At 63.9% G+C, this 23,964-nt stretch carries 20 protein-coding genes; 14 read left to right on the top strand and 6 right to left on the bottom strand.

The features are described from left to right. The first annotated feature begins 2 nt into the window (after positions 1-2). A complete protein-coding gene (locus IVA79_RS00615) occupies positions 3-902 on the top strand; it encodes a hypothetical protein (protein WP_247549512.1) in 900 nt (299 codons plus the stop codon). Here the strand turns inward: IVA79_RS00615 and IVA79_RS00620 are convergent. The 5 genes from IVA79_RS00620 to IVA79_RS00640 all read right to left on the bottom strand — a co-directional run bounded on the left by IVA79_RS00620 (position 883) and on the right by IVA79_RS00640 (position 8,119). Beyond that, a complete protein-coding gene (locus IVA79_RS00620; protein WP_247549513.1) occupies positions 883-1,656 on the bottom strand; it encodes an SDR family oxidoreductase in 774 nt (257 codons plus the stop codon). The genes IVA79_RS00615 and IVA79_RS00620 overlap by 20 nt on opposite strands. Positions 1,657-1,782: 126 nt before the next feature. Next, the gene (gene pimD, locus IVA79_RS00625) at positions 1,783-2,925 is read right to left on the bottom strand and encodes a pimeloyl-CoA dehydrogenase small subunit (protein ID WP_247549514.1); all 1,143 of its coding nucleotides are present in this window, start codon (positions 2,923-2,925) and stop codon (positions 1,783-1,785) included. A gap of 132 nt (positions 2,926-3,057) precedes the next feature. Then, positions 3,058-4,248: a pimeloyl-CoA dehydrogenase large subunit gene (gene pimC, locus IVA79_RS00630; RefSeq protein ID WP_247549516.1), complete on the bottom strand. Its 1,191-nt coding sequence runs from the start codon at positions 4,246-4,248 to the stop codon at positions 3,058-3,060. A gap of 25 nt (positions 4,249-4,273) precedes the next feature. Continuing rightward, complete coding sequence (pimA, locus tag IVA79_RS00635; RefSeq protein WP_247549518.1) at positions 4,274-5,935, bottom strand: dicarboxylate--CoA ligase PimA; 1,662 nt, start codon at positions 5,933-5,935, stop codon at positions 4,274-4,276. An 87-nt stretch (positions 5,936-6,022) separates the two neighbouring features. After that, entirely contained in the window at positions 6,023-8,119 is a 2,097-nt protein-coding gene (locus tag IVA79_RS00640) for a 3-hydroxyacyl-CoA dehydrogenase NAD-binding domain-containing protein (protein ID WP_247549520.1), read from the bottom strand. 131 nt (positions 8,120-8,250) lie between these two features. Here IVA79_RS00640 and IVA79_RS00645 point away from each other — a divergent pair, with 131 nt between their 5' ends. The 10 genes from IVA79_RS00645 to IVA79_RS00690 all read left to right on the top strand — a co-directional run bounded on the left by IVA79_RS00645 (position 8,251) and on the right by IVA79_RS00690 (position 19,587). Then, on the top strand, positions 8,251-9,117 hold the full coding sequence (locus IVA79_RS00645) for an IclR family transcriptional regulator (protein WP_247549522.1): 867 nt from the start codon (positions 8,251-8,253) through the stop codon (positions 9,115-9,117). A 66-nt stretch (positions 9,118-9,183) separates the two neighbouring features. Continuing rightward, entirely contained in the window at positions 9,184-9,981 is a 798-nt protein-coding gene (locus tag IVA79_RS00650; RefSeq protein WP_247549524.1) for an ABC transporter ATP-binding protein, read from the top strand. Continuing rightward, positions 9,978-10,691, top strand: coding sequence for an ABC transporter ATP-binding protein (locus IVA79_RS00655; RefSeq protein WP_172784950.1), 714 nt, complete (start codon positions 9,978-9,980; stop codon positions 10,689-10,691). The genes IVA79_RS00650 and IVA79_RS00655 overlap by 4 nt, the downstream gene beginning before the upstream one ends. Positions 10,692-10,703: 12 nt before the next feature. Beyond that, complete coding sequence (locus IVA79_RS00660; protein ID WP_126259693.1) at positions 10,704-11,582, top strand: branched-chain amino acid ABC transporter permease; 879 nt, start codon at positions 10,704-10,706, stop codon at positions 11,580-11,582. A 2-nt stretch (positions 11,583-11,584) separates the two neighbouring features. Next, a complete protein-coding gene (locus IVA79_RS00665; RefSeq protein ID WP_247549525.1) occupies positions 11,585-12,604 on the top strand; it encodes a branched-chain amino acid ABC transporter permease in 1,020 nt (339 codons plus the stop codon). Positions 12,605-12,642: 38 nt separating this feature from the next. After that, positions 12,643-13,878, top strand: coding sequence for an ABC transporter substrate-binding protein (locus tag IVA79_RS00670; RefSeq protein WP_247549527.1), 1,236 nt, complete (start codon positions 12,643-12,645; stop codon positions 13,876-13,878). A 121-nt stretch (positions 13,879-13,999) separates the two neighbouring features. Beyond that, positions 14,000-15,226, top strand: coding sequence for an ABC transporter substrate-binding protein (locus tag IVA79_RS00675; RefSeq protein WP_247549528.1), 1,227 nt, complete (start codon positions 14,000-14,002; stop codon positions 15,224-15,226). A 248-nt stretch (positions 15,227-15,474) separates the two neighbouring features. Next, on the top strand, positions 15,475-16,704 hold the full coding sequence (locus IVA79_RS00680) for an ABC transporter substrate-binding protein (RefSeq protein ID WP_247549530.1): 1,230 nt from the start codon (positions 15,475-15,477) through the stop codon (positions 16,702-16,704). A gap of 176 nt (positions 16,705-16,880) precedes the next feature. After that, a complete protein-coding gene (locus IVA79_RS00685) occupies positions 16,881-18,110 on the top strand; it encodes an ABC transporter substrate-binding protein (protein ID WP_247549532.1) in 1,230 nt (409 codons plus the stop codon). 193 nt (positions 18,111-18,303) lie between these two features. Beyond that, the gene (locus IVA79_RS00690) at positions 18,304-19,587 is read left to right on the top strand and encodes a glycerate kinase (RefSeq protein ID WP_247549534.1); all 1,284 of its coding nucleotides are present in this window, start codon (positions 18,304-18,306) and stop codon (positions 19,585-19,587) included. A 97-nt stretch (positions 19,588-19,684) separates the two neighbouring features. Here the strand turns inward: IVA79_RS00690 and IVA79_RS00695 are convergent, their stop codons facing one another. Then, a complete protein-coding gene (locus tag IVA79_RS00695) occupies positions 19,685-20,206 on the bottom strand; it encodes a MarR family transcriptional regulator (RefSeq protein WP_247549536.1) in 522 nt (173 codons plus the stop codon). A 178-nt stretch (positions 20,207-20,384) separates the two neighbouring features. On the opposite strand from IVA79_RS00695, the gene IVA79_RS00700 reads away from it, so the two are divergent. Genes IVA79_RS00700 through IVA79_RS00710 form a run of 3 tightly spaced genes read left to right on the top strand, consistent with a single transcriptional unit; the run spans position 20,385 to position 23,930 of the window. Further along, on the top strand, positions 20,385-21,425 hold the full coding sequence (locus IVA79_RS00700) for a branched-chain amino acid ABC transporter permease (RefSeq protein ID WP_247549538.1): 1,041 nt from the start codon (positions 20,385-20,387) through the stop codon (positions 21,423-21,425). 7 nt (positions 21,426-21,432) lie between these two features. Continuing rightward, positions 21,433-23,202 (top strand): branched-chain amino acid ABC transporter ATP-binding protein/permease, encoded by a 1,770-nt coding sequence (locus tag IVA79_RS00705; protein WP_247549540.1) that lies wholly within the window; start codon positions 21,433-21,435, stop codon positions 23,200-23,202. Beyond that, entirely contained in the window at positions 23,199-23,930 is a 732-nt protein-coding gene (locus tag IVA79_RS00710) for an ABC transporter ATP-binding protein (RefSeq protein WP_247549541.1), read from the top strand. Before IVA79_RS00705 ends, IVA79_RS00710 begins: the two co-directional genes overlap by 4 nt. The last annotated feature ends 34 nt before the right edge of the window (positions 23,931-23,964 follow it).

The following is a 23,964-nucleotide window of genomic DNA, read 5'->3' on the forward strand; positions in this document are numbered from 1 at the left end:
CGATGCGGCAGCTCTCGACGCTTTCATGGCTGGTCAAATGCGCGGTTGCTGCCGCCGCGGTGCTGCTTGCCTGCGGCCTGGCGACAGTGCGGTTCGGCTCGGCTCTGCAGCAACCGGCCGTCACGACCCGCGACGGCAGCCTCGTCACGCTCAACCGCTATGTGCGGGAGCCGACGCCTGAACTCGTGCTGGTCGGCAGCTCGGTCGCCTGGCGCCTCAAGGAGGAGTATTTCTCGCGTCCGCGCGTCCGCAATCTCGCGCTGGCCGGCGGCTCGCCGGTGACGGGCCTCGAGATCGTCGCGAAGCGGATATACCCGCCGAAGATCGTCCTGATCGAGACCAACATCCTGTCACGCGCGCCCGACAGCGCGCTGATCGAGAGATTTTCAGGCAGCGTGCGCACGGATGTGCTGCTGTTGCGCCCGGTGCGCACGGCGGTCGCGGCCTATGAGACCTGGAATCACGCGGCCCCCGATGCCGCACAGGCGCGCACTGAGCAGGATCGCCTGCTCCGCCAGCCGCCTGATAGCTACGACAACAAGCTCTATCTCGACCGCGCGCTGGAGCAGATGAATGAGGGCGAGCCGACCGCGCCGGCACGCGCGAACGTGGTCCGCATGCGGCAGCTGATCGACGATCTGCAGCGGCGTGGGGTCCGCGTCTTCCTGATCCACATTCCCTTCGCGCCGGAGATCGAGGGCTCGCGCCTGGTCCGGATGACCGGCGAGATCGTCCACGAAGCCTTCCCGGACCACGCGCTCTGGCTGCCGATTGACCCGGCGCGCAGCGAGCTGCGCTGGGCCGACGGCGTGCATCTCGACGAGCGGTCCGCCCTGATCGTCGTGCGTGCCATTGAGGGCGCGCTCACGGAGCGCACGGCGGCTAGACCGCCGCGGTGGTAACGCCACCGTCGATGACGATGGTTTGTCCCGTCATGAAGCTCGACGCATCCGAGGCGAGATAGGCCACCGCACCGGCGATCTCGTCGGGCTCGCCGATACGGCGCAGCGGCGTGGTGGCGGTGCGGCGCTTGAGGTTGGCTTCGTCTTCCCAGAGCGCGCGGGCGAAATCGGTCTTGACGAGACCGGGCGCGATGCAGTTGACGCGGACGCCCTTCGGACCCCATTCGCCGGCGAGCGAGCGGCACAGTGCGAAATCGGCTGCCTTGGAGATGCCGTAGGCGCCGATCACGGTGGAGCCGCGCAAACCGCCGATCGAGGAGATGATGATCACGGAGCCACCGCCGCGCTCGGCCATTTGCGGGATCGCGAGCGCGGAGAGCCAGATGTTGCTCTTGACGTTCGAGCCCATGATCTTGTCGAAGGCCTCATCGGTGATGTCGAGCAGCGGGCCATAATAGGGATTCACCGCGGCGTTGCAGACGAGGATGTCGATCTTGCCGTAATGCTTCGTGGCGCCGGAGATCAGCGCCTCGACCTCGGTCTTGCGCGCGATGTTGCAGGGGATGACGATGGCATCGCCGCCGGACGCATTGATGCCGTCGGCGACCTCTTTGCAGGCGTCCGCCTTGCGCGAAGACACCACGACCTTGGCCCCGAGCTTTGCCAGGAGTTCGGCGGAGGAGCGGCCGATGCCGCGGCTGGAGCCGGTGACCACAGCGACCTTGCCGGTGAGATCGAACGGGGTGTTTTTCATTGTTGTTGGGCTCCCTATCTCGTCGTCATTCCGGGGCACGCGCGTCGCGCGTGAACCCGGAATCCAGACGTTGTAGCGCGAGATTCCGGGTTCGCGCTTCGCGCCCCCCGGAATGACGCCAAGGCGTCAGATCAGCCCGCCCGCGTCCGCGACGCGGCGCTGGTGGTAGTCGGTGTCCCCGAAGCTGTTCTCGATCATGGTGAGGCGCTTGAAGTAATGGCCGATCTTCGCCTCCATGGTCATGCCGATGCCGCCGTGCAGCTGGATCGCCTGCTGTCCGACGAATTTCAGCGACTTGCCGATCTGCACCTTGGCAGCCGCGATGGCGTTCGTGCGCTCCTGCGCGTTCTCGAAATCACCAGCCATGGTCGCGAACATCGACATCGAGCGCGCCTGTTCGGCCGCGACGAACATGTCGGAGGCGCGGTGCTGCAGCGATTGGAACGAGCCGATCGCGACGCCGAACTGCTTTCGGGTCTTGATGTACTCGACCGTGGTCTTGAGGGATTCGTCCATCAGGCCGACCGCCTCGGCGCAGAGCGCGATGCGGGCCTCATCGACCACGCGCTCGATCAGCACGAGCGAATCCTCGGGATTGCCGAGCACCGCGTCCGGGCCGATCTCGACGCCGGTGAAGGTGATGTCGGCGGCGTGCAGGCCGTCCTGGGTCGGATAGGACTTCTTCGCAACGCCCTTGGCGTTGGCGGGGACCAGGAACACGCCGATGCCGGTCTTGTCCCGGCGGTCGCCCTTGGTGCGCGCGGTGACGACGAGGGTGTCGGCATTCTCGCCGTTGAGCACGACGAACTTCTCGCCGTCGATCACCCAGCCGTCGCCCTTCTTCTTCGCGGTCGTCGAGACGTCGAACAGATCGTAGCGCGAATTCTTCTCAAGCTGGGCGAACGCCAGCGTCTTGCTGCCGTCGATGATCCCTGGCACGTGCGCGGCCTTCTGCGCGTCGGTGCCGGCATGGCGCAGGAAGCCGCCGCCGATCACCACCGTCGCGAGATAAGGCTCGAGCACCAGCGCCTTGCCGAGCGCCTCCATCACGATCATGGTCTCGACGCCGCCGCCGCCGAAGCCGCCATCAGCCTCGCTGAAGGGAAGGCCGAGCAGGCCCTGCTCGGCAAGCTTGAGCCAGACCGTTTTGCTCCAGCCACCCTTCTCCTTCATGTATTTCTTGCGCTGCTCGAAATCGTAGGAATCGGTCAAGAGGCCGTCGATGCTTTCCTTGAGAAGCCGCTGCTCCTCGTTCAGATCAAAATCCATTTTGCTCTACTCTCCGGTATCTGATGTCGTCATGCCCGGCCTCGTGCCGGGCATCCACGTTCTTCGTGCGCTAGGCGCGGATGGCCGGGACAAGCCCGGCCATGACGGCGAGTGCGTGGTGACAGGCAGGAATCACAATCCCAGCACCGCCTTGGCGATGATGTTGCGCTGGATCTCGTTGGAGCCGCCGTAGATCGAGACCTTGCGGTTGTTGAAGTAGCTCGGCGCGATCTGGGCGGTCCAATCCATGGCTTCGTTCGAGCCGTCGTCGCCGTGTACATCGAAAGGAGCAGCGAACGGGCCGATCACTTCCATCAGCAGCTCGGTGGTGGTCTGCTGGATCTCGGAGCCCTTGATCTTCAGCACCGAGGAGGCCGGATTGGGCTTGCCTTTGCCGTGCTTGCCCTCGTCGGCGACGACGCGGAGCTGGGTCAGCTCGAGCGCCTTCAGTTCGATCTCGCAGGCCGCCAGCTTCTCGCGGAAGGCGGCGTCCTGGATCATCGGCTTGCCGGCGGATTCGACCTTGGAGGCAAGGTCCTTGATGCGGCGCAACCGCTCCTTGGAAACGCCGACGCGGGCGATGCCGGTGCGCTCGTTGCCGAGCAGGAATTTGGCGTAGTCCCAGCCCTTGTTCTCTTCGCCGATCAGGTTCTCATAGGGCACCTCGACGTCGTCGAAGAACACCTCGTTGACCTCGGCGCCGCCGTCGATGGTCTGGATCGGGCGCACGGTGACGCCCTTCGACTTCATCGAGAACACGATGAAGGAGATGCCCATCTGCTTCTTGGCATTGTTGTCGGTCCGGCACAGGCAGAAGATCATGTCGGCGTGCTGGGCCAGCGTGGTCCAGGTCTTCTGGCCGTTGATGATCCACTTGTCGCCCTTGCGCTCGGCCTTGGTCTTGAGCGAAGCGAGGTCGGAGCCGGAGCCGGGCTCCGAAAACCCCTGGCACCACCAATCGTCGACATTGGCGATGCGCGGCAGATACTTCTTCTTCTGCTCCTCGTTGCCGAAGGTGTAGATCACCGGGCCGACCATGCTGACGCCGAAGGCAAGCGGCTGCGGCGCCGGATAGGACTGCAGCTCTTCGTTGAAGATGTAATGCTGCACTGAGGTCCAGCCGGTGCCGCCATATTGCGTCGGCCAGTGGCTGACGCCCCAGCCCTTCTTGTTGAGGATGCGCCACCAGGTCACCATCTCGTCCTTCGAGAGGTGGCGGCCCTCGACCATCTTGCGCCGCGTATCCGGCGGCACGTTGTCGCGGAAGAACTGCCGCACTTCCTCGCGAAACGCCTGCTCTTCTTTCGTGAATGCGAGATCCATCGGATCCTCCTGTGAACTTACTTATCTATGGTTTGGATTGTGACGGTTTCTGCTGCTGGCGCAATTCGTGGCGTGACAATTTTCCGACCGGCGTGCGCGGCAGATCGTCAAGGAATTCGACCGCGGCCGGCAATTCATGCTTGCCGAGCCTGCCGGCCAGCTGCGCACGCAGCTCGTCGAGCGAGAACGGTTTTGCCTCGGGCCTGAGTTTGATGAAGGCCTTCGCGGCCTCGCCGCGATAGGGGTCGGGAATGCCGAGCACGATCACCTCGTGCACGCCTGGTATGGTGTAGATCGCCTGCTCGATCATCTGCGGATAGACGTTGAAGCCGCCGGAGATGATCATGTCCTTCTTGCGGTCGACGAGGAAGAAATAGCCGTCGGTGTCGACGTAGCCGATGTCGCCGGTGAGGAAGCGGCCGTCGACGAAGGCCTCCGCCGATCCCTCGGGCCTGTTCCAGTAGCCCCTGGTGACGTTCGGGCCCTTGATGCGGATCTCGCCGACCTCACCGGGTGGCAATACGCGTGTCGGATTGTCCAGCGCGACGACATCGAGCTCGATGCCTGGCAACATCAGGCCGATCGAGCCGGGCTTGTCGGGACCTGTGGGCGGATGGCCGGTGCCGGGCGAGCAGGTCTCGGTCATGCCCCAGCCGCTGCGCAGCTTCTTGCCGACCTTGCGCTCGAAGAAGTTCGCGATCTCCACCGGCAGCGGCGCGCCGCCGGAGCCAATGGTGACGAGCGAGGAGAAGTCGCGCTTGTCGAGGTCAGGCAGCGCCGCGATCGCGATCCACATCGTCGGCACGCCCGGAAAATAGGTCGCGCGCTTGACCTCGATGTCGCGCATCACGGCTTCGACGTCGAAGCGTTGATGCAGCGAGATCAGATTGCCGCGGCTGAGCGAGGACAGCAGCACCACGGTGAGCGCGTAAATGTGGAACAGCGGCAGCACGCAGATCACGCGCTCGATGACATCGCCGCGCGCGGCGCGCGACGGCTTGCCCCAGACGTCATAGATCGACACAGCGGAGGTGAGATTGCCGTGCGTCAGCATCGCGCCCTTGGGCAGGCCGGTGGTGCCGCCGGTATATTGCAGCAGCGCGACGTCGTCGGCCGTTACCTTCGGCCATTCTGCCGGCGCGGGCGCGCCCTCGACGAAGGCTTTGAAGGTGACGATGCGGGAATCATCAGGGATCGCCGCCGTCGGCGTGCCGACCTTGCCCCAATTGTCATCCTCGCAGACGACGAGCTTGTCGACCAGGCCCTTCTCCAGAAATTTCAGCGCCGTCGGCAGCAGCGCTGCGAGATTGGACGTGACGAGCAGGCGCGAGCCGGAATCGGAGACCTTGTGAGTCAGTGCGATCTCGCCGTCGAGCGGCGACAGATGCGCAATGCGGGCGCCGGCCTTCAGCGCGCCGAAGAAGTTGACGGGGTGGTCCGGCGAATTGCCAAGGAACAGCGCGACTGACGTGCCCTTGCCGCAGCCGGCGCGCAGGAACGCCGCGGCGGCGCGCGCGGCCTGAGCTGCGAGCTCGGTGTAGGTGATCGCACGATCGCGGAATTCCAGCGCGGTGCGCGGACCGTAGTCGGCGGCGGCTTTCGACAGCAGATCAGGCAGCGTGCCCTGGGCGATGGTGTCGTCCCACCGCACGCCCTCGGGATAAAACTGTTCGCCGGGATGGATCATTGCTTCATTAAACCACACAGACCATCATTCCGGGGCGATGCGAAGCATCGATCCCGGAATGACTGAGAGTTGGAGCGCAATACCCGATCACGCGGCTTTCGACGCCGCCGCCAGCGAGGCAAACGTCTTGCCTTCGGCGGCGAGCTTCTTCAGCAGCGGAGCGGGCTCGAGGCTGGGGTCGTTGGTCTCCTTGGCGTAGAAGGCCAGGCGATCGGCGATGTGCTTGAGGCCGACGCTGTCGGCCCAGAACATCGGGCCGCCGCGATAGATCGGCCAGCCATAGCCGTAGAGCCAGACCACGTCGATGTCGGAGGGACGTGCAGCGATGCCCTCTTCCAGGATCTTCGCGCCCTCGTTGATCATCGGATACATCATCCGCTCGAGGATCTCGTCGTCGCTGACGATTCGCTTCTTGCGGCCGAGACGCAGCAGCGTCTCGTCGATCAGCTTCTCGACCTCGGGATCTGGCATCGGCGCGCGGGAGCCGGCTTCGTACTTGTAGTAGCCCTTGCCGGTCTTCTGCCCGAAGCGGCCGGCTTCGCACAGCGCGTCCGCGATCTCCGACTTGATGCCGCGATCTTTCCGCGAGCGCCAGCCGATGTCGAGGCCGGCGAGATCGCCCATCGCGAACGGGCCCATCGGCATGCCGAACTTCGTCACCACGGCATCGACCTGCTGCGGCAAAGCACCCTCGAACAGCAGCTTCTCGGACTGCTTGCCACGCTGCGCCAGCATGCGGTTGCCGACGAAACCGTCGCAGACGCCGACCACGGCCGGCACCTTTGCAATCTTGCGCGCGATGGTGACAGCCGTCACCAGGGCATCCGGCGCGGTCTTGTCGGCGCGCACGATCTCGCACAGCTTCATGACGTTGGCCGGGGAGAAGAAGTGCATGCCGAGCACGTCCTGCGGACGCTTGGTCGACTTCGCGATCTCGTCGATGTTGAGATAGGAGGTGTTGGAGGCGAGCACGGCGCCGGGCTTGACGTATTGGTCGAGCTTGCCGAACACTTCCTTCTTCACCGCCATGGTCTCGAACACCGCTTCGATGACGAGGTCGGCATCGCCGACATTCTCGATGCCGACGACGCCGTTGATCAGCGCCATGCGCTTGGCGGGCGCGTCAGCCGGGATACCGCCGCGCGCCGCGGTCGCTTCCCAGTTCTTCTGCATGATGCCCATGCCGCGCTTGAGCTGCTCCTCGCCGGTCTCGATCAGGGTGACGGGAACGCCGGCATTGGCGAAGGACATCGCGATGCCGCCGCCCATGGTGCCGGCGCCGAGGATGGCGACGCGGTTCACGGGACGCGACTTAGTGCCTTCAGGGACGCCGGCGATCTTGCTGGCTTCGCGCTCGGCGAAGAAGGCATAGCGCTGCGCCTTGGACTGGTCGCTGGCGACGAGCTTCAGGAAGCCCTCGCGCTCCTTCTTCAAGCCTTCGTCGAAAGGTAGGTCAATGGCGTAGCCCACCGCGTCGGCGGCGGCGAACGGCGCCTCCAGGCCGCGCGACTTCTTGGTCATGGCGGCGACCGCATTGGTGAAGATCGAACGGTCGGCCTTGGCGGCCGCGAGCTTGGAATCATCGTCGCGCAGACGCCGCAGCGGACGCTTCTCGGCCAGCAGCTTGCGCACGAAGGCCTCGCCGCCCGATGCCGGTCCCTCGACGATCTCCTCGATCAGGCCGTTCTTCAACGCTTCGGCGGCACCGATGGGATCACCGCCGACGATCATCTTGACCGCGAGTTCGGGACCGACCGCGCGCGGCAGGCGCTGGGTCCCGCCGGCGCCCGGCAGCAAGCCGAGCTTCACCTCCGGCAGGCCGAGCTTGGCTTCTTTCACCGCAACGCGGAAATGACAGGCGAGCGCGACCTCGAGGCCGCCGCCCAGCGCGGTGCCATGGATCGCAGCAACCACCGGCTTCGGCGAGTTCTCGATCTCGGACAGCACGTCGTTGAGGGCGGGCGGCTTCGGCGGCTTGCCGAATTCGGTGATGTCGGCGCCGGCGATGAAGGTGCGGCCGGCACAGGTCAGCACGATGCCTTTGATGGCGGGATCGGCGATTGCGGCCTTGATGCATTCCAGGATGCCCCCGCGGACTGCGGCACTCAGCGCATTGACCGGAGGGCTGTTGACCGTGACGATGCCGACTTCGTCATGACGCTCAAGCTTGACCACTTCGCTCACGGTGTCCCTCCTTGGTGGGGCTATATACTTTTGTCGATTTCGCGGTGCGGAATTTAATTCCGCATCTTGACGGCAGGGTTATTTTGAAGCACGGACGTTGTCAACGACTCCGCGCAAGAAGCAGATCAGGGATGAAGCGTACAGGAAAGAAGACCGCGACCGATCGGAACTTCGTCGTCGCGCTTTCCCGCGGACTGGACGTATTGCGCGCATTCCAACCCAATGACGGCCTTCTCGGCAATCAGGAGATCGCGGCGCGGACCAATCTGCCGAAGCCGACCGTATCGCGGCTGACCTATACGCTGACCAAGCTCGGCTATCTGGCGCCGGTTCCCCGCTTCGAAAAGTACCAGCTCACGCCCGCCGCAATGTCGCTCGGCTACGCAGCGCTCGCCAATCTCGGTGTTCGGCATTTGTCCGAACCGTTTCGCGAAGACGTGATGCGTGCGACCGGCGGCGCCGTCGCCGTCGGCGGCCGCGACCGTCACAGCATGATCTATTTCGGGCAGAGCCGCGGCAGCGAGACGGTCGGCGTTCAACTTGACGTCGGCTCCCGCGTGCCGATTGCAACCAGTGCGATGGGCCGCGCCTATTTCTGGGCGCTCGACGCCGACGATCGCGCAGAGCTCTCGCGCCTGCTGCGCGAGCATTACGGCAGCCGCTGGCCGAAGATGCGCGACGGGCTGGAACGTTCCGGCGAGACCGTCGCGAAATACGGTTTTGCGATTTCAGTCGGCGATTGGCACGACGACATCGGCGCCGCCGGCGTCGCGCTCAAGCTCAACGACGGAACCGGTCCTTACGCGTTCAATTGCGGCGCCCCCGCATTCCGTTTCACGGAAGAGCGTTTGATCAACGACATTGGACCGCGTCTCCTAGCGATGGTAAGGAACATCGAAGCGGCGCTCGGGGGTCTGATGCCGCATTCAAAAAAAGACATCAGCAAAAAGCTGAAATCAGGAGGAAAAGTTGCGCGTGTGGCCGAGGGGTTCAGATAGCCTTTGTCATCACCGGGAGCGGTTCGCATCGCCCCCTTGCTCACTGAACGATGTGAGCGAGACGAGATGACGCAGGCACAGCTCGCACAGGGGACTTCGCCCCTGCTCGCGGTTCGCGACGTCAGCGTCGTGTTCGGCGGCATCATCGCGCTCAACGGCGTGTCCTTCGACATGCACAAGGGCCAGATCCTCGGGCTGATCGGCCCCAACGGCGCCGGCAAGACCACGCTGTTCAACTGCCTCTCGCGGCTGTATCAGCCGTCGTCCGGCGATATCCTGATGGAAGGCACGAGCATCCTGTCGCGGCCGCCGCACCGGATCGCCGAGATCGGCATCGGCCGCACCTTCCAGAACGTCGCACTGTTTCCGAACTTGTCGGTGATGGACAACGTCCGCGTCGGCGCGCATTCGAAGACTTCAAGCGACATCATCAGCGACTCCCTGAAGCTTGCCTGGGTTCGGCGCAGCGAGACCAGCGTCAACAAGAAGGTGCACGAGATCCTCGCCTATCTCGATCTCGAGGACGTCGCCCACACCGTCGTCTCCGGCCTGCCCTTCGGCACGCAGAAGCGCGTCGAGCTGGCGCGCGCGCTGGCGGCCGATCCGAAGATCCTGCTGCTCGACGAGCCCGCCGGCGGTCTCAACCATGAGGAAGTCCATGTGCTTGGCGACCTCATTCGCCGCATCCGCGACGAGCGCCACATGACCGTACTCCTGGTCGAGCACCACATGGGCCTCGTGATGTCGATCGCCGACCACGTCGTCGCGCTGAATTTCGGCAAGAAGCTCGCGGAAGGCACGCCTGCCCAGGTGCAGGCCGACCCGGACGTCATCAAGGCCTATCTCGGGAGCAAGGACCAATGACGACACTGCTCAACGTCAAGGACCTGCGCGCCTATTACGGCCAGGTCCAGGCGCTCCATGGCCTGTCCTTCTCGCTCAACGAGGGCTCGCTCGTGACGCTGCTCGGCGCCAACGGCGCCGGCAAGACCACCACGCTGCGCGCGATCTGCAACATGGTGCGCTCGACCGGCGCGATCGAGTTCGACGGCAAGCCGCTGAACAACCGCTCGACCGAGAACATCGTACGGTTCGGTATCGCCCATGTGCCGCAGGGCCGCGGCACCTTCACCACCATGACGGTGGAGGAGAACCTCCAGCTCGGGGCTATCACCCGCAAGGACAGCGCCGGCATCGTCTCCGACATCGAGCGCATGTATGCGCATTTCCCGGTGCTGAAGCAGCGCCACACCCAGCAGGCCGGCACGCTGTCCGGCGGCGAGCAGCAGATGCTCGCGGTTGCCCGCGCCCTGATGCTGCGGCCGCGGCTGATGCTGCTGGACGAGCCGTCCTTCGGCCTCGCGCCACTGGTGGTGCGCGACCTGTTCGGCATCCTCGGCAAGATCAACCGGGAGGACAAGGTGTCGATCCTGGTGGTCGAGCAGAACGCCCAACTCGCGCTCGAGCTCGCCGACCAGGCCTATGTGATCGAGACCGGCCGCATCGTGATGTCGGGCAAGGCCAAGGACATCGCGAACAACGAAGAAATCCGCAAATCCTATCTGGGTTACTGAGGGAGCCGGACAATGGAGCTGTTCACCAACCAGGTCCTGGCCGGCATCGCCACGGGCGCGATCTATGCCTGCATGGCGCTCGCCGTGGTCATGATCTACCAGGCCATCGACCATCTCAACTTCGCGCAAGGCGAGATGGCGATGTTCTCGACCTTCATCTCCTGGCAGCTGATGCAGTGGGGCCTGTCCTATTGGGCCGCCTTCCTCATCACGCTGGCATTCTCCTTTGTCGCCGGCATCGCGATCGAGCGCATCCTGTTCAAGCCGCTCGCCAAGGCCCCGGTGCTGACCAATGTCGCCGGCTTCATCGCGCTGTTTGCGATCATCAACTCCTCGGCCGGCCTGATCTGGGACTTCACCATCAAGCAGTATCCGACCCCGTTCGGCTCCTCGCCCTTCCTCGGCAGCCAGCTGATCTCGACCCACCAGGCCGGCATGATCGGTGTCACCGTGCTGCTGCTGCTCGGCCTTTATTTCTTCTTCCAGTACACGAGGATTGGCCTCGCCATGCGTGCTGCCGCCTCGGTGCCTGAATCGGCCCGCCTGGTCGGCATCAACACGAGCTGGATGATCGCGCTCGGCTGGGGCATGGCAACCGCGATCGGCTCGATCGCCGGCATGCTGATCGCACCGGTGGTGTTCCTCGAGCCCAACATGATGGGTGGCGTCTTGATCTACGGCTTCGCCGCCGCGGTGCTCGGCGGACTGTCGAGCCCGTTCGGCGCCGTGGTCGGCGGCTTCCTGGTCGGCGTCTTCGAGAACCTCGCCGGCACCTACATCCCGGGCGTCGGCAACGAGCTGAAACTCCCGATCGCGCTCGCGCTGATCATCTCCGTCCTGGTCGTCAAACCCGCTGGCCTGTTCGGCCGGCACATCGTCAAGCGAGTTTGATCATGAGCGCTGCAGAAGAAGTCGTTGCAGAAGGCCACCAGGCGGTCGAGGCGGTTCCGAAGCGGGCCATGACGCTGGGCACGGGCACCTCGCTGTTGGTGCTGGCGGTGCTGTTGCTCGTGCCGGTGTTCGTCAAGAACTTCGTCATCTTCCAGATGACGATGCTCCTGATCTACGGGCTCGCCGTGCTGGCGCTGAACATCCTGACGGGCGGAAGCGGCCAGTTCTCGCTCGGCCAAAGCGCGTTCTACGCCGTCGGTGCTTATACGTCGGCGGTGCTGATGGAGTACTTCAATGTCAATTACGCACTGACGATTCCGATTTCCGCCACGGTCTGCTTCGGATTCGGTTATTTGTTCGGCAAGCCGGCGCTGCGGCTGTCGGGCGTCTATCTCGCGCTCGCGACCTTCGCGCTGGCGACCGCGATGCCGCAACTGCTGAAGCTGAACTTCCTCGAGCACTGGACCGGCGGCGTGCAGGGCCTCGTCGTCACCAAGCCTGACGCGCCGTTCGGCCTGCCGATGTCGCAGGACATGTGGCTGTACTATTTCACGCTCATTGTGACGCTCGCGATCTACATCTTCTCGGTGAACCTGCTGCGCTCCCGCTCGGGCCGCGCTTTCATGGCGATCCGCGACAACGAGATCGCGGCCTCCTCGATGGGTGTCAACGTCGCGCTGTACAAGACGCTGGCCTTCGGGGTGTCCGCCGGCATCACCGGCGTCGCCGGCTCGCTCGGCGCCATCGCCGTGCAGTTCGTCGCGCCCGACAGCTACACCATCACGCTGGCGATCTCGCTGTTCCTCGGCATGGTCGTCGGCGGCGTCGGCTGGCTGCCCGGCTCGTTCGTCGGTGCTGCCTTCATCATCTTCGTGCCGAACATGGCGGAAAGCATCTCCAAGGGCCTCTCCGGCGCGGTGTTCGGCGTGCTGCTGTTCCTCGTCATCTACCTCGTGCCGCATGGCGCAAGGCAGATCGCGATCCTGGGCCAGCAATTCGCCGGCAAGGTCAGAAGAAACTGAAACTCGCAAAGACTGTTGTTTAAACGAAGGAGATCGAATTGCGTTTTGGAAGAACACTGCGAGCCGCCGCGCTGGTCACGGCAACGGCGGCCATTGCCCTCACCTCCGGCGCTGCACTCGCCCAAAAGAAATACGACACCGGCGCGACCGATGCCGAGATCAAGATCGGCAACATCATGCCGTACAGCGGTCCGGCGTCGGCCTATGGCATCATCGGCAAGACCGAAGAAGCCTATTTCAAGATGATCAACGACAAGGGCGGCATCAACGGCCGCAAGATCAACTTCGTCACCTATGACGACGGCTATTCGCCGCCCAAGGCCGTCGAGCAGGTCCGCAAGCTGGTCGAGAGCGACGAGGTGCTGGTGGTGTTCAACCCGCTCGGCACGCCCTCGAACACGGCGATCCAGAAATACCTCAACGCCAAGAAGATCCCGCAGCTCTTCGTCGCCACCGGCGCCACCAAGTGGAACGACCCGAAGAACTTCCCCTGGACCATCGGCTGGCAGCCCTCCTACCAGAGCGAAGCGCAGATCTACGCGAAATGGCTGATGAAGGAGAAGCCGGACGCCAAGGTCGCGATCCTCTACCAGAACGACGATTTCGGCAAAGACTACCTCAAGGGCACCAAGGACGGCCTCGGCGCCAAGGCCTCGTCCATGATCATCATGGAGGAGAGCTATGAGGTGTCCGAGCCGTCGATCGACGGCCACATCGTCAAGATCAAGGCCGCCAATCCCGACGTGCTGCTGATCTACACCACGCCGAAATTCGCGGCCCAGACCATCAAGAAGACCGCCGAGCTCAGCTGGAAGCCGCTCCAGATCCTCACCAACGTGTCGATCTCGGTCGGCAGCGTGATGAAGCCGGCCGGCTTCGAGAACGCGCAAGGCGTGCTGTCGGCGGCCTATGCCAAGGATTCGACGGATCCGCAGTGGGCCAACGACCCCGGCATGAAGAAGTGGAACGAGTTCGTCGACAAGTACATGCCGGGTGCCGACAAGTCGGACACCAGCATGGTGTACGGCTATGGCGCCGCCTCGACGCTCGCCAAGGTGCTGGAAATGTGCGGTGACGATCTGACCAGGGCCAACATCATGAAGCAGGCGGCCTCGTTGAAGGATTTCGCGCCGGACACCATGCTGCCCGGCGTCAAGCTCAACACCGGTGCCACCGACTTCGCCCCGATTTCGCAGCTCCAGATGATGCGCTTCAAGGGCGAGAAGTGGGAACTGTTCGGCGAGATCATCAGCGGCGACGTCGCCACCGAGTGACACGCTGACGCAATAGTCCGACCCTCGAGAAGCCCCCGCGAGCGATCGCGGGGGCTTTTTGTTGACGGCTGGCGTCAATCTTGTTCAATGCGGCGCCGATCCAAGCCGGGGTAGGAGAACAATGACCGCCGTTCGTTTTCAGGTTGCGGCCCTGTGGACCGCGCTCGCTTTGTGCACTGCGATAAGCAACCCGGCACTGGCGCAGAAGAAGTACGACAACGGCGCCTCCGATACCGAGATCAGAATTGGCAACATCATGCCCTATAGCGGCCCGGCCTCGGCCTATGCCGCGATCGGCAAGGCCGAGGAAGCCTATTTCAACAAGGTCAATACCGAGGGCGGCGTCAACGGCCGCAAGATCAGGTTCATCTCCTATGACGACGCCTATTCGCCGCCGAAGACGGTGGAACAGGCACGCAAGCTGGTCGAAAGCGACGGAGTGCTCCTGATCTTCGGCTCGCTCGGCACGTCCACCAACGGCGCCATCCGCAAATACATGAACGAGAAGAAGGTGCCGCAATTGTTCGTGGCGAGCGGTGCCTCGAAGTGGAACGACCCCAAGCAATATCCCTGGACCATGGGCTGGCAGCCGAGCTACGCGAGCGAAGCGCGCATCTACGCCAAGTACATCTTGAAGGAAAAGCCGGACGGAAAGATCGGCGTGCTCTACCAGAACGACGATTTCGGCAAGGACTATCTGAAGGGGCTGAAGGACGGTCTCGGCGCCAAGGCCTCGATGATCGCGCTGCAGGAGGCCTACGACACCTCCGAGCCCGCGATCGACGAACACGTCGTCAAGCTGAAGGCCTCGGGCGCCGATATCTTCATCAGCATCACGACGCCGAAATTCGCCGCGCAGGCGATCAAGAAGGCGGCGGAGATCAACTGGCATCCGGTCCACATCGTCTCCAACGTCTCGGCCTCGGTCGGCGGCGTGATCGAGCCGGCCGGCCTCGAGATATCCCAGGGCATCCTGTCGGCGAGCTACCTCAAGGACGGCTCCGATCCGCAGTGGAATGCCGACGACGGCATGAAGAGGTTCTATAACTTCCTCGCGCAATACGATCCCAAGGCCAACAAGCTCGATGCCGGCGTCGCGTTCGGCTATGCCGCAGCGCAGACCATGGTGAAGGTGCTGCAGATGTGTGGCGACGATCTCACCCGCGAGAACGTCATGAAACAGGCCGCTTCCTTGAAGGATTTCGAGCCCGACACGCTGCTGCCCGGCATCAAGATCAACACCGGGCCGGACAATTTCGCGCCGATCGAGCAGCTGCAGATGATGCGCTTCAAGGGCCGGAAATGGGAGCCGTTCGGCGACATCATCTCCAGCGAGACCGGTCACTGAGTGCCGCAATGTCGCAATTCAAAATAGCTCACATTTCGCAGGACAACTTCCGCGCGGCTGATTGACGGCGCATTTCATCTCACGCGCCGGAATATTCCGCATCGTCTCGAATAAAGATCGCCTCGCTGCAAAGGCGTTCTCCTTGCTGGGCGCCTGGGAAGGGTATTGAATGTGTGCAGGGGCGACGCGATACGATCGCTTCCAATCAAGAACAATCGACACATTCAAACCGACCTAGGGAGAGCAAGATGCCTGCAATGCATGTGCGATTGGGGGCCTTCTCGGCCGCCCTCGTGCTGGCTGCCACCCTGTCCACGACAGCGCTCGCGCAGAAGAAATACGACACCGGCGCATCGGACAGCGAAATCAAGATCGGCAATATCATGCCCTATAGCGGGCCGGCTTCGGCCTACGGCGTGATCGGCAAGACCGAGGAGGCGTATTTCCGCAAGATCAACGCGGAAGGCGGCATCAACGGCCGCAAGATCAGTTTCGTCACCTATGACGACGCCTACTCGCCGCCGAAGACAGTGGAACAGGCACGCAAGCTGGTCGAGAGCGACGAGGTGTTTCTGATCTTCAATTCGCTCGGCACGCCGCCGAACACGGCGATCCAGAAATACATGAACTCGAAGAAAGTGCCGCAACTGTTCGTCGCCACCGGCGCCACCAAATGGGATGATCCCAAGGATTTCCCGTGGACCATGGGCTGGCAGCCGAACTACCAGACCGAAGGCCGCATCTATGCAAAGTACATTCTGAAGGAGAGGCCGGGCGCCAGGATAGCCATCCTCTATCAGAATGACGACTACGGCAAAGATTACGTCAAGGGCCTGAAGGACGGCCTCGGCGCCAAGGCGGCGTCGATGATCGTAGCCGAGGAAAGCTACGAGGTGGCGCAGCCGACCATCGACTCCAGCATCGTGAAGCTGAAGTCGACGGATGCCGACGTATTCTTCAACGTCACCACGCCGAAATTTGCTGCTCAGACGATCAAGAAGATGCATGAGATCGGCTGGAAGCCGATGCATTTCCTCAACAACGTCTCGGTTTCCATTGGCAGCGTCATGAAGCCGGCCGGCTTCGAGGCCTCGCAAGGCATCATCTCCTCGAACTACTACAAGGATCCGACCGATGCGCAGTGGAAGAACGATCCGGCGATGAAGGCCTGGAACGAGTTCCTCGACAAGTACTATCCCGAAGCCAACCGCACGGATTCGGCGGTGATGTACGGATACATCGTAGCCCAGGGGCTCGTACACGTATTGAAGGGATGCGGCGACGATCTGACGCGCGCCAACGTCATGAAGCAGGCAGCAGCCATCAAGAATTTCGAACCCGGCGGCCTGCTGCCGGGCATCAAGGTTAACACCAGCCCCACCGACTTTGCTCCGCTGTCCCAGTTGCAGCTCATGCGCTTCAAGGGCGAAAGCTGGGAGCTGTTCGGCGACATCCTCAGCAGCGACGTGGGCGGCTAAAGTCGCGCCCTTGCCCACCGATGACTACTAAAGAAGCAACCCCTGCGGCGTCGCCGCAGGGGCTTTTTCTTGAAGGCATTGGCCAAATCGTATTGAATTGCGGCCGCGCCGCCAAAAACCATCACGCCAAGAAAAGGGACGCACACACACCAAGAAAATGAAATAGGGAGATTGGAATGCCCGCTGTCACCGGCAAGCTTGCGGCCGCGTCACTGGCGCTCGCGCTCGTTGCGGCCACGACATCCACCGCCTCGGCCCAGAAGAAATACGATACCGGCGCGACCGATACCGAGATCAAGATCGGCAACATCATGCCCTACAGCGGACCGGCCTCCGCCTACGGCATCATCGGGCGGACCGAAGCCGCCTATTTCAAGAAGATCAACGACGAGGGCGGCATCAACGGCCGCAAGATCAACTTCATCTCCTATGACGATGCGTATTCGCCGCCGAAGACGGTGGAGCAGGCGCGCAAGCTGGTCGAGAGCGACGAGGTGCTGTTCATCTTCAACTCGCTCGGTACGCCGCCGAACTCGGCGATCCAGAAATACATGAACTCCAAGAAGGTGCCGCAGCTGTTCGTCGCCACCGGCGCCACCAAGTGGAACGATCCGCAGAACTTCCCCTGGACCATGGGCTGGCAGCCCAACTACCAGAGCGAGACGCAGATCTATGCGAAGTGGCTCTTGAAGAACAAGCCGGACGCCAAGATCGCCGTGCTCTATCAGAACGACGATTACGGCAAGGATTACCTGAAAGGCCTGAAGGACGGCCTCGGCGCCAAGGCCGCCTCGATGATCGTGATCGAGGAGAGCTACGAGACCTCGGAGCCGACCGTCGACAATCACATCGTCAAGTTGAAGTCGACCGGCGCGGACGTCTTCATGAACATCACGACGCCGAAATTCGCAGCGCAGGCGATCAAGAAGAACGCCGAGATCGGCTGGAAGCCGCTTCACTTCCTCAACAACGTCTCGGCTTCCGTCGGCAGCGTGATGAAGCCCGCCGGCTTCGAGAACGGCCAGGACATCATCTCGGCCGACTATCTGAAGGACGTCTCCGATCCCGAGTGGAAGGACGACGCGGGCATGAAGGAATTCCTCGCTTTCATGACCAAGTACTTCCCCGAAGGCGACAAGCTCGACAAGGGCACTATCGTCGGCTTCGCGGTCGCGCAGACGCTGGTGCAGGTGCTGAAGCAGTGCGGTGACAATCTCACGCGCGAGAACATCATGAAGCAGGCCGCCGGCCTGAAGAACTTCCGCACCGAGGCGCTGCTGCCGGGTATCCAGATCAACACCGGCCCGAACGATTTTGCGCCGATCAGCCAGCTCCGCCTCGAGAAGTTCAAGGGCGAGCGCTGGGAACTGTTCGGCGACGTGATCAGCGCCGACGTCGGCGGCTAGCCGCCTGACGATTTGACGACGAAAAGCCCCCTGCGAGACCCTCGCAGGGGGCTTTTGCTTGCCCGCCGATTATCATCACGCGATTGCATAATCGAATGATGGCAAAGCCGGCTTACGCTTTGACGCCCGATGCGGTAGGCAGGTGAACGGCGGCGTTGGCCGCCAGTTCTTCCGACTGCCGAAGGCCATCGTCATGACCGACCGACGCCCCCTGCTCCGCGCGCTCTACGACGCCGCCGTCGCCGCCGCCCATCCCAATGTGGTGCTGGCGCCGCACTTGCCGCGCGCGCCCAAAGGACGCGTGATCTGCCTCGCCGCCGGAAAGGGCGCCGGCGCCATGGCCGCGGCGGCGGAGCGGCATTATCTCGACACGCTCCAGCTCGCTCCGGAACGCCTCGTCGGCATCGCCACCACGCGCCACGGCTACGGCCTGCCGACGCGCCGCATCCGCGTGGTCGAAGCCGGTCATCCCGTGCCTGATGAGGCTGGCCTCAAGGGCGCCGCCGACACGCTCGCGCTCGCAGGCGAGGCTGGACCGGACGATCTGCTCCTGGTGCTGCTCACCGGCGGCGGCTCGGCGAACTGGATCGCACCTAGCGACGGCATCAGCTTCGCGCAGAAGCAGGCCGTCAACAAGGCGCTGCTGCGCTCGGGCGCGCCGATCGGCGAGATGAATGTCGTGCGCAAGCATCTCTCGCGCATCAAGGGCGGCCGTCTGGCGCGCGCCGGCAAAAATGCCGCCGAGATCGTGACGCTCGCGATCTCCGACGTGCCGCATGACGATCCGTCCGCGATTGCTTCCGGCCCCACCGTGCCCGATCCGACCACGCTGGCCGATGCGCGCGCCATCGTCGCAAAGTACAAGCTCGACATCGACGACGCCGTGCGCCGTGCGCTCGAGGACGAACGCAACGAAAGCTGCAAGCCTCACGATGCCGCCTTCGCGCGCGCGCAGTTCAAGTTGATCGCGCGACCCAAGCAGTCGCTCGACGCCGCGGTGAAGCTCGCGCGCGAATCCGGTTACGAGACGATCGATCTCGGTGCCGATCTCGAAGGCGAGGCGCGCGAGGTCGCCGCCGCTCACGCCAGGCTGGCGCTGCAGGCGCGGGCGCAAGGCAAGCGTCTGGCGATCCTCTCCGGCGGCGAGCTCACGGTCACCGTGCGCGGTCGGGGGCGCGGCGGGCCGAACCAGGAATACGCGCTGGCGCTCGCCAGCCTGCTCAAGGACACGCCGGATATCTCGGCGCTGGCCGGCGACACCGACGGCGCCGACGGCGGCGCCGGCAACCCCACCGACCCCGCCGGCGCGCTGATCGACGCGGCGACGTTCGCGAAGATGAAGGCGCAAGGGCTGCAGCCGCAGGCCTATCTGGACAACAACGACGCCACCGCGTTCTTCGAGGCGACCGGAGATCTGCTGCTGCCGGGCCCGACGCTGACCAACGTGAACGATATCAGGGTGATCCTGGTGGATTGAGAGAGTTTCTCCCGTCATTCCGGGGCACGCGCAAGCGTGAACCCGAAATCTCGAGATTCCGGGTTCGATGCTTACGCATCTCCCCGGAATGACTGCCTCAAAACTCGCTCGCGATCTTCGAGAGCATCGCGAGCAGGGCTTCGCGGTTGGCCTGGCCGAGCAAATCGTTCAGCCGGGCCTCATGCTTGGTGGCGACGAGCTTCTTGGCGCGGGCCAGCACCGCCTTGCCCTTGTCGGTCAGCACCAGGATGTGCGAGCGGCGGTCGTTGGTGGAGCGGATCCGGGCGCAAAGGTCGCGACTCTCGAGATTGTCGAGCATCGCCACGAAGTTCGGCCTGAGGATGCCGAGCGTGGAGGCGATCTCGGTCTGGTTACGGCCGGGATTCTTCTCGACCAGCAGCAGCACCGAGAACTGCGCCGGCGTCAGCTGCAGCGAGGCCATGCAGCGCAGGAAGTTTTCGAACACCTTGAGCTGCGCCCGCTTCAGCACATAGCCGAGCTGTTCGGAGAGCTCGCCGAGCTGAAGCGCCTCCGGTTGCGCCTCGGCGGCGTCCTTGCGGCCCTTGGCCGTGTCGGCCGGCTTTTCGGAGGACTTTTCAGCGGCTTTGGAAACGGTCATCGCCTCTTGCTCGTAATCCCGCTAAATTCGGGCAGGTCGTCGTCCCGCCCTTGATGTTATATTTGATAATTGTTATGGACCATATCAAATATCGCATGCGTTTTTCAATGGCTGTGAGCGGACCGTCCACCGCAATCGAGGGGACCGGTTCGTAATCTTGAGGGGGGAGCGTCCGGTCTTGAATACCACCATTATGCTGTTCCTGGTGCAGGATGGCATCACCAATGGCGCGATCTACGCGCTGCTCGGCCTGGCGCTGGTGCTGGTGTTCGCCGTCACCCGGGTGATCCTCATTCCCCAGGGCGAATTCGTCACCTATGGCGCGCTGACCTATGCCTCGCTGGCCGCGGGCCAGATGCCGGGCACGGCAAAGCTCGCGCTGGCGCTGGGCATCGGCGCCTTCGCCTTCGACCTGTTCGTCGCCCGCAAGGCGCTGCACGGGCGGCTGATCCTGCGCAGCCTCATCACCAACATCGTGCTGCCTGCCATCGTGCTGGCGCTGACCGTGTATTTCGCCGCCCAGAAGCCGCCGGTCGCGGTCTGCATCGCGCTGTCGCTGGTGATCGTGGCGATGATCGGCCTTTATCTTTACCGGATTGCGTTCCAGCCGCTGGCGCACACCTCCGTGCTGGTGTTGCTGATTGCCTCAGTGGGCGTCCATCTCGCGCTGCAGGGGCTCGGCCTTCTGTTCTTCGGTGCCGAAGGCCAGCGCGGGCCTGCCGTGCTATCCGGCGCCTTCACCGCCGGCGCGCTGCGTTTCACCGGCCAGAGCCTCACCGTCTACGGCATCACCATCGCCTTCATCGTCGGCCTCTGGCTGTTCTTCGGCCTGACGCTCTACGGCAAGGCGCTGCGCGCGACCGCCGTGAACCGGCTGGGAGCGCGGCTCGTCGGCATCCGCACCACGCTATCGGGGCAGATCGCCTTTCTGCTGGCATCCGTCATCGGCGCGCTGTCGGGCATCATGATCGTGCCGATCACGACGCTCTACTACGACTCGGGCTTCCTGATCGGTCTGAAGGGTTTCGTCGCCGCGATCATCGGCGGCCTCGTCAGCTACCCCTTGACCGCCGTCGCGGCGCTGGTCGTCGGCCTCGTCGAGGCGTTCTCGTCCTTCTATGCCTCCAACTACAAGGAGGTGATCGTTTTCATGTTGCTGATTCCCGTGCTGCTGCTGCGCTCGCTCGCCGCGCCGGCGGTCGAGGAAGAGAAGGACTGAGGCCAAGATGCAGAGCCGGCTTCCCATCATCGTCTTCGCAGCTTTCATGGCGGCGATCCCGTTCGTGCCAGGCATGCCTCCGTTCTGGATCGTGCTGCTCGACAATATCGGCCTCGCGGCCCTGGTCGCGATGGGCCTCGTGCTGCTGACCGGCGTCGGCGGCCTGACCTCGTTCGGACAGGCAGCCTTCGTCGGCTTCGGCGCCTACACCACCGCGGTGCTGTCGACGGCCTATGGCTTGTCGCCCTGGCTGACGCTGCCGCTGTCGCTGGTGGTCAGCGGTTCGCTGGCGGTGCTGCTCGGGCTGATCACCGTCCGCCTCTCCGGCCATTACCTGCCGCTCGGCACCCTCGCCTGGGGGCTCGGGCTGTTCTATCTCTTCAGCAAGCTGGAATTCCTGGGGCGTAACGACGGCATCTCGGCGATCCCGCCGCTGTCGATCGGCACGTTCAAGATGCTCTCGCCCGGCTCGATCTATTACGCGATCTGGATCGCCGTGATCCTCTCCGCCCTGCTGACGATGAACCTCTTGGATTCCCGCACCGGCCGCGCCATTCGTGCGCTGCGCCGCGGCCACGTCGCCGCCGAAGCCTTCGGCGTGCATACGCCGCGCGCCAAACTGCTGGTGTTCATCCATGCCGCGGTGCTCGCCGGCCTCTCGGGGTGGCTCTATGCGCATCTCCAGCGCGCGGTGAACCCGACGCCGTTCGGCGCCCAGGCCGGCATCGAATATCTGTTCATCGCTGTGGTCGGCGGCGCCGGCTATGTCTGGGGCGGCGTCTTGGGCGCGGCGATCGTCGTGGTCCTGAAGGAGATGCTGCAAAGTTATTTGCCGCTGATCCTGCCCGGCTCCGGACAGGTCGAGACCATCGTGTTCGGCATCATGCTGGTGGCGCTGCTGCAGCTCGCGCCCGGCGGCCTCTGGCCGTGGTTGATGTCGTTCCTGCCCGAGCGTAGCGGCGGCAAGAAACCAGACACCTCGCTGAAGCTGGAGCACCGCGCCCGCGCGCCCGGCCAGTCCGACATCCTGCTCCAGGTCGATAAAGCGCGAAAGCAATTCGGCGGCGTGGTCGCCGTCAACAACGTCTCCTTCGACGTCCAGGCCCGCGAGATCGTCGCACTGATCGGCCCGAACGGCGCCGGCAAGAGCACGACGTTCAACCTGATCACCGGCGTGCTGTCGGCGACCTCAGGCTCGGTCTCGGTACTGGGCAGGAAGGTCGACAAGGCGCCGCCGCAGGAGATCGTCAAGCTCGGCATCAGCAGGACCTTCCAGCATGTCAAGCTGGTGCCCGACATGACCGTGCTGGAGAACGTCGCGATCGGCGCGCATCTGCGCGGCCATGCCGGGCCGATCGCCTCGATGCTGCGCCTCGACCGCACTGATGAAGCCAAGCTGCTCGCCGAGGCCGCCCGCCAGATCGAGCGTGTCGGCCTTGCCAACCAGATGCACCAGCTCGCAGGCAGCCTCTCGCTCGGCCAGCAGCGCATCGTCGAGATCGCCCGCGCGCTCTGCGTCGATCCGATGCTGTTGCTGCTCGACGAGCCGGCCGCCGGCCTGCGCCACATGGAAAAGCAGCAGCTCGCCACCCTGCTCCGCGAATTGCGCGACGGCGGCATGAGCGTGCTGCTGGTCGAGCACGACATGGGCTTCGTCATGAACCTCGCGGACCGCATCGTGGTGCTCGATTTCGGCACCAAGATCGCGGAAGGCACCCCCGCCACGATCAAGACCAATCCCGAAGTGATCAAGGCCTATCTCGGAGTGGCGGCATGAGCGCGCTGTTGTCCGTCACCGATGCCCATGTCGCCTATGGCAAGGTCGAGGCCGTGCGCTCTGTCTCGCTCGAGGTCGGCGCCAATGAGATCGTCACCATCGTCGGCGCCAACGGCGCCGGCAAGACCACGCTGCTGTCGGCCATCATGGGCATTTTGCCGCTGAAGGGCCGCGTCACGTTTGCGGGGCAGGATCTCGCCCGGCTCGACATCGAGGACCGTGTCGCGATGGGACTCGGCCTCGTCCCGGAGCACCGCGAACTGTTCGTGACCATGAACGTCGAGGACAATCTCGAGCTTGGCGCCTTCCGCATCGAGCGGAGCAAGGCGAAAGCCTCGATCGAGCGGGTCTACGCGCTGTTTCCGCGGCTGAAGGAGCGCCGCAAGCAACTCGCCGGCACGCTCTCCGGCGGCGAGCAGCAGATGCTCGCGATGGGCCGCGCGCTGATGGGCGAGCCGAAGCTCCTGATGCTGGACGAGCCGAGCCTCGGCCTCGCCCCGATCATCGTTGCCGACATCTTCCGCATCGTCACCGAGCTGCGCGCCAGCGGCGTCTCCGTGCTGCTGGTCGAGCAGAACGCGCAGGCCGCGCTGAAGATCGCGGACCAGGCCTATGTCATGGAGCTCGGCGAGTTCGTGCTCAACGGCAAGGCCAGCGACATCGCGGCGAACGAGCGGGTGGCGGCGAGCTATCTCGGCTTCCAGCACGAGGGTGAGAGCGCGATCTGACTTCGCTGTTGCTGGCGCCGCAAGTGCCTTCCTC

Source organism: Bradyrhizobium sp. 138, from assembly GCF_023074075.1.
Taxonomy (GTDB): Bacteria; Pseudomonadota; Alphaproteobacteria; order Rhizobiales; family Xanthobacteraceae; genus Bradyrhizobium.

Bases quoted from the DNA above. Each gene is read 5' to 3' on its own strand.
- IVA79_RS00695 (WP_247549536.1), bottom strand. From the start codon at position 20,206: ATGACCGTTTCCAAAGCCGCTGAAAAGTCCTCCGAAAAGCCGGCCGAC.
- pimC (WP_247549516.1), bottom strand. From the start codon at position 4,248: ATGGATCTCGCATTCACGAAAGAAGAGCAGGCGTTTCGCGAGGAAGTG.
- IVA79_RS00690 (WP_247549534.1), top strand. From the start codon at position 18,304: ATGACCGACCGACGCCCCCTGCTCCGCGCGCTCTACGACGCCGCCGTC.
- IVA79_RS00665 (WP_247549525.1), top strand. From the start codon at position 11,585: ATGAGCGCTGCAGAAGAAGTCGTTGCAGAAGGCCACCAGGCGGTCGAG.
- IVA79_RS00615 (WP_247549512.1), top strand. From the start codon at position 3: ATGCGGCAGCTCTCGACGCTTTCATGGCTGGTCAAATGCGCGGTTGCT.
- IVA79_RS00660 (WP_126259693.1), top strand. From the start codon at position 10,704: ATGGAGCTGTTCACCAACCAGGTCCTGGCCGGCATCGCCACGGGCGCG.
- IVA79_RS00620 (WP_247549513.1), bottom strand. From the start codon at position 1,656: ATGAAAAACACCCCGTTCGATCTCACCGGCAAGGTCGCTGTGGTCACC.
- IVA79_RS00655 (WP_172784950.1), top strand. From the start codon at position 9,978: ATGACGACACTGCTCAACGTCAAGGACCTGCGCGCCTATTACGGCCAG.
- pimA (WP_247549518.1), bottom strand. From the start codon at position 5,935: ATGATCCATCCCGGCGAACAGTTTTATCCCGAGGGCGTGCGGTGGGAC.
- IVA79_RS00710 (WP_247549541.1), top strand. From the start codon at position 23,199: ATGAGCGCGCTGTTGTCCGTCACCGATGCCCATGTCGCCTATGGCAAG.
- IVA79_RS00680 (WP_247549530.1), top strand. From the start codon at position 15,475: ATGCCTGCAATGCATGTGCGATTGGGGGCCTTCTCGGCCGCCCTCGTG.
- pimD (WP_247549514.1), bottom strand. From the start codon at position 2,925: ATGGATTTTGATCTGAACGAGGAGCAGCGGCTTCTCAAGGAAAGCATC.
- IVA79_RS00685 (WP_247549532.1), top strand. From the start codon at position 16,881: ATGCCCGCTGTCACCGGCAAGCTTGCGGCCGCGTCACTGGCGCTCGCG.
- IVA79_RS00650 (WP_247549524.1), top strand. From the start codon at position 9,184: ATGACGCAGGCACAGCTCGCACAGGGGACTTCGCCCCTGCTCGCGGTT.
- IVA79_RS00645 (WP_247549522.1), top strand. From the start codon at position 8,251: ATGAAGCGTACAGGAAAGAAGACCGCGACCGATCGGAACTTCGTCGTC.
- IVA79_RS00675 (WP_247549528.1), top strand. From the start codon at position 14,000: ATGACCGCCGTTCGTTTTCAGGTTGCGGCCCTGTGGACCGCGCTCGCT.
- IVA79_RS00705 (WP_247549540.1), top strand. From the start codon at position 21,433: ATGCAGAGCCGGCTTCCCATCATCGTCTTCGCAGCTTTCATGGCGGCG.